Annotated in this window: 11 protein-coding genes; 6 read left to right on the top strand and 5 right to left on the bottom strand. The window is 25.3% G+C overall.

Translation table 11 applies throughout. The features are described from left to right. Nucleotides 1-103: 103 nt before the first annotated feature. Nucleotides 104-493 (bottom strand): hypothetical protein, encoded by a 390-nt coding sequence (locus NG904_RS15760; RefSeq protein WP_003371490.1) that lies wholly within the window; start codon nt 491-493, stop codon nt 104-106. 181 nt (nt 494-674) lie between these two features. Here NG904_RS15760 and NG904_RS15755 point away from each other — a divergent pair, with 181 nt between their 5' ends. Genes NG904_RS15755 through NG904_RS15745 form a run of 3 tightly spaced genes read left to right on the top strand, consistent with a single transcriptional unit; the run spans nt 675 to nt 3,296 of the window. Continuing rightward, nucleotides 675-1,631: a CobW family GTP-binding protein gene (locus NG904_RS15755; RefSeq protein ID WP_252212786.1), complete on the top strand. Its 957-nt coding sequence runs from the start codon at nt 675-677 to the stop codon at nt 1,629-1,631. A 14-nt stretch (nt 1,632-1,645) separates the two neighbouring features. Further along, the gene (locus NG904_RS15750; RefSeq protein ID WP_252232617.1) at nt 1,646-2,302 is read left to right on the top strand and encodes a GTP-binding protein; all 657 of its coding nucleotides are present in this window, start codon (nt 1,646-1,648) and stop codon (nt 2,300-2,302) included. Continuing rightward, nucleotides 2,292-3,296, top strand: coding sequence for a permease (locus tag NG904_RS15745; RefSeq protein ID WP_252232616.1), 1,005 nt, complete (start codon nt 2,292-2,294; stop codon nt 3,294-3,296). The genes NG904_RS15750 and NG904_RS15745 overlap by 11 nt, the downstream gene beginning before the upstream one ends. A gap of 97 nt (nt 3,297-3,393) precedes the next feature. On the opposite strand, the gene NG904_RS15740 is transcribed toward NG904_RS15745, so the two are convergent. The 3 genes from NG904_RS15740 to NG904_RS15730 all read right to left on the bottom strand — a co-directional run bounded on the left by NG904_RS15740 (nt 3,394) and on the right by NG904_RS15730 (nt 5,619). Next, nucleotides 3,394-3,792, bottom strand: coding sequence for a bacteriohemerythrin (locus NG904_RS15740; protein WP_252232614.1), 399 nt, complete (start codon nt 3,790-3,792; stop codon nt 3,394-3,396). A 223-nt stretch (nt 3,793-4,015) separates the two neighbouring features. Then, on the bottom strand, nt 4,016-4,579 hold the full coding sequence (locus NG904_RS15735) for a hypothetical protein (protein WP_252232610.1): 564 nt from the start codon (nt 4,577-4,579) through the stop codon (nt 4,016-4,018). A gap of 131 nt (nt 4,580-4,710) precedes the next feature. Beyond that, nucleotides 4,711-5,619, bottom strand: coding sequence for a DMT family transporter (locus NG904_RS15730; protein ID WP_252232609.1), 909 nt, complete (start codon nt 5,617-5,619; stop codon nt 4,711-4,713). Between the two features lie 201 nt (nt 5,620-5,820). On the opposite strand from NG904_RS15730, the gene NG904_RS15725 reads away from it, so the two are divergent. Then, a complete protein-coding gene (locus NG904_RS15725) occupies nt 5,821-6,030 on the top strand; it encodes a hypothetical protein (protein ID WP_252212780.1) in 210 nt (69 codons plus the stop codon). A 110-nt stretch (nt 6,031-6,140) separates the two neighbouring features. On the opposite strand, the gene NG904_RS15720 is transcribed toward NG904_RS15725, so the two are convergent. Further along, a complete protein-coding gene (locus NG904_RS15720) occupies nt 6,141-7,289 on the bottom strand; it encodes a DEAD/DEAH box helicase (RefSeq protein WP_252232607.1) in 1,149 nt (382 codons plus the stop codon). A 390-nt stretch (nt 7,290-7,679) separates the two neighbouring features. On the opposite strand from NG904_RS15720, the gene NG904_RS15715 reads away from it, so the two are divergent. Next, entirely contained in the window at nt 7,680-9,122 is a 1,443-nt protein-coding gene (locus NG904_RS15715; protein ID WP_252212778.1) for a DEAD/DEAH box helicase, read from the top strand. 257 nt (nt 9,123-9,379) lie between these two features. Continuing rightward, nucleotides 9,380-10,249: a type I methionyl aminopeptidase gene (gene map / locus NG904_RS15710; RefSeq protein WP_252232606.1), complete on the top strand. Its 870-nt coding sequence runs from the start codon at nt 9,380-9,382 to the stop codon at nt 10,247-10,249. Nucleotides 10,250-10,334: the final 85 nt, after the last annotated feature.

The raw sequence follows: 10,334 nt of genomic DNA, 5'->3' as shown, positions 1-10,334 counted from the left end.
CAAGCTAAAATGGGACTATACTCATTTTTAGTATTCCTAAGTACAATTACTCAGTCCAGCTTTGCTTATGCATATATAGACATTTTACTAAAACATAGCATTATTATACTATTTCATAATGAACTTTAATTTTTCTTCTAGCTCTAGATTCATCATAAGTGTATTTTAATCCAGATTTAAATATAGTATTTTTTCTTTTAAGGGTAGGGATTTTTTCAAGAGGAAAACATCCAAAATCTCTAAGAATAAATTTAACCATACGTCCAATCATTTGTTTAAACATATCTTCAGGCATTCCAGCTTCAAAAAAATCTTCAATTTCTGGAATTACACCTTCAAGAGCAGGTCTATTAGATTTAGCTGCTTCAATCATATTATAAATACTCTTGGCTTCACATAAAAAATAAAATATTTTAGGTGTAAGATAAAAAGGTTCATATTTTATATACATCCTGTGTTCTGGATGATTAAAAAAATCATCTACATCATACATATAATCACTCCCTAATTGTATTAAAATAAACGTTAGTGTAACATACCTTAATTAAAAATAACATAATTTTAGAATTTTATCAATAATTATTAATAGAAAGAAAAAATATTTAAAATTAAGTAATATTTACATTGATTTAATTATAAATAAATATATAGGAGTATAAGGAGGGGTAAAATTTATGGTAAGTAAAATAGATATATTTTCAGGATTTTTAGGAGCCGGTAAAACAATGCTTATTAAAAGTTTGTTAGCTAACAAGGTTTATGATGAAAATACAGTAATAATAGAAAATGAATTTGGTGAAGTTGGAATAGATGGAACTATATTAAAGGAAAGAAATATAGAAATAAAAGAAATAAATTCAGGATGTATTTGTTGCCAAGTAACAGGTGATTTTATAGAATCTGTGTTAGAAATAATAGAAAAATATAATCCTAAAAATATTATAATTGAACCTTCAGGTGTAGCAAAATTAAGTGAAATATTAAATCTTTTAAATAAAGATGAATATAAAGAAAAATTTTCAATAAATAGAGTAATTACAGTAATAGATGCGCAAAGGTATGACATGTATTTAAATAATTTTGATGAATTTTATAAGGACCAAATAAAAAAAGCAAAAGTTTTGGTTTTTAGTAGAACAGAGTTAATAGGCAAAGAAGAACTCAAAAAAGTAATTAGCTCTATTAGGAAGATAAATAGTACTGCAAAAATAGTAAGTAAATCTTTGTTAGATAGGGATATAAAAGAAATAAACAAAATAGTAGGGGTTGATGACAAAGCATTATACAACAAGAATGAATTTATAATAAATAAAATAGCTAAACATGCTTCTTTTAGAAAAGAACATAATCATTCTGCAAAAGATGTTTTTGAAAGTTATCCTATAGATTTGAATAATAAAATTAGTGAAGAAGAATTAGAAAGTAAATTTAAAATAATAGAACAAAACAAAGAATATGGAAATGTAATAAGAGCAAAAGGAATTGTTGAAGTTATAAATGGTGGATATTATCAATTTGATTATGTACCAAATGAATTTCAAGGAAGAAAAATAAAATGGGCTAATAAAAAAGTTATTTCTATAATAGGAAGTAATTTAAATAAAAAAGAACTGATTCGTTTATTTAGTTAAGGTGGGATATTAAAATGAAAATTCAAGTCGAAATAGTTACAGGATTTTTAGGAGCCGGAAAAACAAGTTTTATAAATTCTTTAATAAAAGAAAGTTATGTAAAAGGTGAAAAAATAATAGTAATACAATTAGAAAATGGAGAAAACAAAATATCTGACGAAGTTTTAGATTATGGTTTAGTAACAATTTATAAACAAAGTGATTTAAAGAAACTAAGCGAAGATATGATTGGTTTAATAAGAGAGTATTCTCCTAATAGAATAATAATTGAATTTAATGGAACTTACAATTTAGAAGATTTATTTAAAATAATAGATAAAAAGATATATAAAAATAACATTAGTTTAGATAGGATATATTTTATTGGTGATACTAAAAGTTTAAGATCATATGTGCAAAATATGGGTAACTTTTTAGTTCCATTTATTGAACTTTCAAATTTGATGATTTTGAATAATACTAAGAATTGTAATAAAGAAGATATAGAAAGTACTAAAAATATGTTAAAAAATATAAATCCATCAGCATATATATTGGAATCAGAAAATAAAGGGGGATTTAATTCACTGCTTAGAGAAAGTCAAATATTAGATAATACTTTTTTAAAAAAGATAAAAGTTAAGATAAATAATTCCACAAAACATTTAAGGAGAAAAGAGAGTGAAAAATAAAAAGAATAGAAATTTTTTAATAATATCATTTATCATATTTTTAATTATTATAGGATTATATAAATTAGATATGTATGATAAAAATATAATGGAAAAATTTTTTAGTACATTTATAGACATAATGATGGATTCAACTCCTTTTATTGTTTTAGGAGCGATAATTTCAGGTGTGATGCAAATATATATATCAAATGAAACTATACGTAAGTGTATTCCTAAAAATAATATTGTAGGATATTTTGGTGCAGCATTAATAGGTCTTATATTTCCAATATGTGAATGTGCAATAATTCCTATAACAAGAGCCTTAATTAAAAAAGGAGTGCCTCTTGGATTTGCAATGACATTTATGATGGCTGTGCCTTTAATAAATCCAATTGTAATAATGTCAACATATACAGCGTTTAATGATAACATATCTATGGTAATAGCAAGAACGGTGGGCGGATTTGTTGGAGCAATTCTTATAGGAGTTATAATGACCTTACTTCAAGGCAGAAGACAATATTTATTGATGGACAGATTAATAGACAATAAATCATATTGTAATTGCGGATGTAATGATAATGGAATGATGAAATGTGATGGAAATAAATTTAAATTACTTTTAGAGCATTCTATAAAAGAATTTTTAGATATTATGAAGTACCTTATAATTGGAGCATTTTTGGCAACAGCATTTCAAGTATTGGTTCCAACCAGTATATTTGATAATATATCAAATGGAAAGATGTTATCTATAATATTTATGATGTTGCTTTCATTTCTATTATCTTTATGTTCGGAAGTTGATGCGTTTATTGGTAAAAATTTATTAAATCAATATCCTTTTTGTAGTGTAGTAGCCTTTTTAATATTTGGAGCTATGTTAGACATGAAAAACCTTATTATGTTATTTGGAACATTTAGAAAGGAATTTGTAATAAAGTTATCCTTTACAATAGTATCAGTTGTTATATTGGTTTCAAGCGTATTTTTATTGGCAGGATTATAACAATAAATGTATAATTATTATAAAATTTTTAGTGTTAGTTAATAATAAGAGGCTGTTTTCATATGAATTTATTAATGAAAATAGCCTCTTTCATTTTTTACTTAATTAAGTTTTTTAAGTTAATATCTTTTTTAGTTATATGATTAAATATCCAACCATATAAAAAGTTAATTAATGTTTGCAATTCATCATAGTTTTCTTTATAAAAATTAGATATATTAATATCTAAGATTTGTTTCTTAAAATCTTCGTGCTCAGTAATATGATCTGTCAAGTGATCATAATGTGCTATGCTAAAGTACATTTCTTCATAATAGAAATGATAAGTTACATAATTTCGAAAATCACATACAATTTTAATTGCATCATCTACTTTATAAATTACATTTGGAGTTGCAAGTAGGATTTCTAAATCTCTACATAGTTTAAATAAATATTTGTGTTGTTCATCTATAGTCTCAATGCCAATATTATAGCTATCGTCCCATTTTATCATTTGTACCCCTCTTTATTCGATAATATATATAATAATTTATATATTTATATTATTATATAATAAAAATATAAAAAGTTTCAAATTGAATATGTATAAATATACATGAAATACCTCTAAAATAGAACGAATTTTATAATAAACATAAACTATCGGATATAAGCATAAATATTACACCTATTATCCGATAGTTTTTATAGTATATTTAATTCAAAACATTTTTTAACTATTGAGCGTATTTTTCATCTAATATAATTTCAATATAACTAAGTTTATTTTCTACACTAGCATCTGATGCTACTGTTATTTTATAAGTATTAAATTTATTATTCCAAACTAGACCAATAGGTGCAGTTACATCTGGTGTTTGAGCACTAATGCCTAATACATTTAAGATGTTAATACCATCATTAGGATATTTTAGTTCTTTTATTGGTATAATTTTAATAATTGCAGATTTAGAATCAACGTAAGTTATTTCAAAAGTATAGTCATCTTTTTCATAAGTAACTTTATCACCATCTGTGCTTTTAGGATTTCCTAAAACTTTTTTAATAGCATTTTGATCCTTATCTTTTAAATCATCTATACTAACAACCTTCTTTACTTCTGCAGTAGAAGATTCAACATTTCCTGGTAGAGTTGAATTAGCATTTTCATTTTGAGTTTGTTCAGTAGTGTTATTAGTATCGTTATTAGTATTATTAGTATTATTAGGCTTTCCACATGATACTAATGTTATAATGCATAGTAGTGAAATTACTGATAATTTAATAAATTTTTTTTTCATGAGCGTCTTCCTCCTAAGATATTAAAAAATTTCCCTATATTTACATAGTAAAATTTGTTCTTTGTAGAATATTATATCACTATTTATTTGTAATAAAAGTAAAGTAATAGAATCTTAATAAAGATTAAATTTTAATGTAATCTTTGCTTAAATTTAAGTAGTTTAAATCCATTTTCTGAAACATAAACCCCAAGTAATACTAATATTGCGCCAAAAGTAGAGTATATAGTAATACTTTCATTTAATATAAAGAAAGAAGCTATCATTGTAACAGCTGGTATTAAATAAATGTAATTATTAGTTTTAATAATTCCTAAATTATCAACTGTATAATTCCAAACAACGTAGCATATTCCAGACGCTATTACTCCTAGAAATAACAAATTGAATATTATTTTTGGTTGCGATAATGACATGGTATTTATATTACTAGATGATGAAAACAATATAAATGGCAATATAGTTAGTAATGCATAAAAAAATATTTTTCTAGTTATATATATGTAGTTGTACTTACCACTAATTTTTTTTAAAGTTACTGAATAAACAGCCCAACATAATGCAGCAGATAAAGCTAAAATATCTCCAATTGGATTTAATTTTAATATAAAATTTCCATTAAAGATAACTAAAAATACACCTAAAATTGCAATTATAAATCCAATAAATAAATTTTTATTTAAATTTTCTCCTTTGGAAAAAAAGTGTGCCATAAATGCTGTTAAAATTGGAGCAGTAGCAAGAATTAATGCTACATTAGATGTAAGAGAATAAATTAATGCAGAATTTTCAGTAATAAAATACAAAGATCCTCCAGTGATTCCAGCAAGCAAAAATAAAGATTCTTCTTTTATTGATGTTATTTTATGAAATTTGGGATGAATTAGTAAAAGCATAATATATGCTATTAAAAATCTAAGAAACATTATTTCTGCTGGAGTGAAATTACTAAGTAATACTTTAGTAGATACAAAAGTAGTACCCCAAACTACTATTGTAAAAAACGCTAAAAAGTTTAATGATAACTTTTTATTATTCATATGAATCAAGTCCCCCTTTAAGTTATGTATTTTTTTGCTATGTGGTAAATTATATATTAATAATAAATTTGTGTAAATAAGATATTAATTTAAGCAAAATGAATATTGATAAACTTTTTTGCAGGATATTTAATCCTATTTAAAGGGATATTAAGTTTTGCTATAGAAGTATATTATTAGGGATAAAGGGGAGGTAAATTAATGAATGATATAATTTTTAAAACAGTAGACGGAGTGGTGTATGCAGGAAAAGTCACATACTTTGGAAAAGAAGAATTATCAGTAAAAAATCTAAATATATTAAATGAGTTTGAAGAAAAAGATGTGCCAGCACTTAAAGAAAATGTATACGAAGATGGTGATGTATGGTTTTATACTAATAAAATAATTTGGTATAAAAATAGGAGATAATTTAAATATGATTAAAAAGATTACTTGATTAATGGGTTTGTATTAAGTAATCTTTTTAATTTATAATAAATTATATTTAAAAGTCTAGTCTAATTAATGAAAGAAATAAATTACTTATCTTTATTTTTAAGTACTCCATTAGAAATAATTTTTTCTTGGAATTCTACATTAAATGCTTTTTCATATTTTTTTATTATGTTCATTTGTTTATCAGTAACTATACAGATAGAAGTACCTTTTGCATTACCTCTAGCAGTTCTACCAGATCTATGTAAGTACTCATCAAGTTTTAATGGAAGATCTAAATTAAATACATGAGTAATATCAGTAATATCAAGACCTCTAGCAGATACATCTGAAGAAACTAATATTTTGATTTTACCTGTTTTAAAGCTATCAATAGCATTTTTTCTTTCTTCTTTAGAAATACTTCCACTCATAGCAAAACATTCTCTATTATGATAATTAAGTTTTAAAGAAGTTAATTCAATATCTTTATTATCATTAACAAATATTAATGCTCTTTTTGGATCTTCAGCTGCTATTATTTTTCTAAGTACTTCAAATTTATCTCTTCTATCACATTTTACATACACATGTGAAATGTTAGGATTAATTGAAGATTTACCTTGTGATTTAACTATTAATGGATCTTTCATTAATTCCTTTAATGAATCAACTATTTCAGGAGTAATAGAAGCAGAAAAGGCCATTAATTGTCTATCTCTCATAGTTGTTTTAATTATGTCTTTAACAATTTGAGCTCTCTTTGGATCCAATAAATTGTCAACTTCATCAATAACAATAGTTTTTATAGTATGAGCAGTGATCTTTTTCTTTCTTATAAGATCAAGAACTCTACCAGTTGATCCAACTATTATATGAGGCTTAACTTCTTTAAGCTTTTTAATTTGATTATTTATATTAACATCACCGATTATTCCAAGTGATTTAACGTTTATTCCAGAGTTATCTGAAAGCAATTTAATTTGAGCCTCTATTTGCATAACTAATTCATGAGTTGGTGCTAAAATTATTGCTTGAATATCTTTAGTTTCAGTATTTATTCTTTCAAATATAGGAAGAAGATAAGCTAAAGTTTTACCACTTCCAGTAAATGATTCTCCCATTATGTCTTTATTTTCTAAAGCTTCATTTATAACTAAACTTTGAATTTCAGTTGGAACAGTTATATTTTGCTTTTCTAATGCACTTATTATATCTGAACTTAAATTTAAATCGTTTAATGATTTTGTCATATTATAAAAATTCTCCTTTGTTTTTAAATATTAGTATGCTTAATTATATACTTAATATATGTATTTTTCTAGTTAAACTTGTATTTGTAGTATATAATCATAGAGTTAGATAAATTTTAGGCTGTATTTAAAAAGATTACTAATATATGTATAAGCAAATTGGATAAAGCAATTGAACTTAAGAAGACTAACAATTAAGTATAGTCATATTTTACCTTATGTCTAATATAAAATTATAATAAGCAATTAAAAAATAGTTTATTTTATAATAAGATGATTATAATAAATTATTTTGTATTGAAAATACTATATTAATTATGGGATAAAATAAACATAGTGCAAAAGAAAAAATATGTTTAATTAAGATAAATAAAGGAGATTAATTAAAGGATGAGCAAAGAATTTAATAAATTTGAATTAAGTGGTGAATTGCTAAAGGCAATAGATAATTTAGGATATAAGACTCCATCAGAGGTTCAAGAGAAAGCAATACCAGAAATACTTAGAAATAAGGATTTAGTTGTAAAATCTCAAACAGGAAGTGGAAAGACAGCTTCTTTTGGTATTCCATTATGTGAAAAAATAGACTGGGATGAAAATAAACCTCAAGTGTTAGTATTAGCGCCAACAAGAGAATTAGCAGTTCAAATTAGTGAAGATATATCTAATATAGGAAGATATAAAAGAATTAATTGTGTACCTATTTTTGGAAAGCAATCAATAATGGATCAAGAAAGAAAATTAAAGCAAAAAACACATATAGTTGTTGGTACTCCAGGCAGAGTATTAGATCATATAGATAGAGGAAGCCTTGATGTGTCAAAGATAAATTATTTTGTTATAGATGAAGCAGATGAAATGCTTAATATGGGATTCATAAAACAAGTAGAAGCTATAATAAGAAGAATACCAAAGAAAAGAGTAACATTATTATTTTCTGCAACTATACCTGATGAAATAAAAAACTTATGTGACAAACATATGAATAGACCAATTGATATAGCAATTAAATCTCAAAATTTAACAAGCGATAATGTAAGTCACTATGCTTATCATGTAGGATATAACGAAAAACTAGATTTATTAAATAATATACTTATATCTGAAATGCCAGAAACTTCAGTTGTATTTTGTAGAACAAAAGAAAATGTTGATACAGTACATGAATATTTAAATAAAAAGGGTTATTCAACTAATAAGATACATGGTGGAATGATGCAAAAAGACAGACTTGATACTATGGAACAATTTAGAAGAGGCGACTTTAGAATTTTAGTGGCAACAGATATAGCTTCAAGAGGTATAGATATAGAAGGAATTACTCATGTTATAAACTATGATATTCCAGTTGAAAAAGAAGCATATGTACATAGAATAGGAAGAACAGGACGTGCAGGAGCTAAAGGAGTAGCCTTAACTTTTTGCAAAGATTCTGGAGATAGATATTTAAATGAAATTGAAGAATACATAGGTTTTAAACTAGAAGTTAAAAATCTTCCAAGCAAAGAAGAGATAATTAATTGCACAGAAAAAGCAATGGAAGTATTAAAGAGCAAACCAAAAAAGAAAAAGGAAAAGAGTAATGCTGTAAATAAAGATATAATGAAGATATATCTAAATGGTGGTAAGAAAAAGAAAATTCGTCCAGGGGATATAGTTGGAGCTGTAACTAAAATACCAGGAGTAACTGGTGAAGACATTGGAATAATAGATGTTCAAGATTTAGCTTCATATGTAGATATATTAAATGGAAAAGGTAAGACTGTAATAAATGGACTAAAGACAGCTACTATTAAAGGTAAAAAGCTTAAATGTGATAGAGCAAGAGGTTAACTTTAAGTAAAGTGTTTATCTATGAATAAGCAAAGTTGGACGGAGTAATTGAACTTAGGAATATTATAATAATTTGATTAAATAGTATAATTTAGTTATACTGAATAAAGAATAATAAATAGTTAAAAAATCACTTTTCAAATTTTTTATATATAATAATAGTGTGCTATTTTTAGAAGTTGTGATTGTAGCATAATCTAGTAAGTAAATTATAGGAATTTTAAAAGTTAATTTAGTAAAGAGGTGTATTTAAAATTATGTTTTCAAATAGAAATGCAAAATGCTGGTGTGGCAGTGGATTAAAATATAAGAGATGTCATCTAGAATTTGATGAAAAATTAGAAAGTTTAAGATTAAAAGGTGAAATAGTTCCACCAAGAGAAGTAATAAAGAGTTCAGAAGACATAGAAGGAATAAAAAAGAGCTCAGAAGTTAATAATGGAGTTTTAGATTTAGTTGCAAGTAAGATAAAGGCAGGAATGTCTACTTTAGATATAGATAAATTAGTTTATGACTATACAGTAGAACATGGTGCTATACCTGCACCTTTAAACTTTGAAGGATTTCCTAAGAGTGTATGTACTTCTATCAATAATGAAGTATGTCATGGTATACCAGATGAAAAGATAATACTTAAAGATGGAGATATCGTAAATGTAGATGTATCAACAATTCTTAATGGATATTATTCAGATGCATCAAGAATGTTTATGATAGGTGAAGTTAGCGAAGATGCTAAGAAATTAGTTGAAGTAGCTAAAGAATGTATGGAAGCTGGAATAAAAGCAATAAATCCATGGGGTCACTTAGGTGATATTGGAGCTGCTTGTCAAGAAGTAGCGCATAAGAATGGTTACACAATTGTTAGAGCTTTAGGTGGTCATGGAGTAGGAAATCAATTCCATGAAGAACCTTTTGTACCTCATATCGGTAAAAAGGGTACAGATATGGTCTTAGTACCAGGAATGGTATTAACAGTAGAACCTATGGTTAATGCTGGTGGATATGATGTATATGTAGATGCAGAAAACGAATGGACTATATATACAGATGATGATTCTTTATCAGCTCAATGGGAACATACTGTTTTAATAACTGAAACTGGAGTTGAAATATTAGCTAAATAATTTTTTGATGTTTCAAGGATAGTGCTTATATTATATATGTATAAGTAAAGCTGGACGGAGTAATTGAACTTAGGAATGCTAAAAT

The organism is Clostridium sp. ZBS15 (assembly GCF_023845705.1).
GTDB lineage: Bacteria > Bacillota > Clostridia > Clostridiales > Clostridiaceae > Clostridium > Clostridium aquiflavi.
Note: the sequence above shows the minus strand (reverse complement) of the source record. Positions and strands in the feature narration are given on the sequence as shown.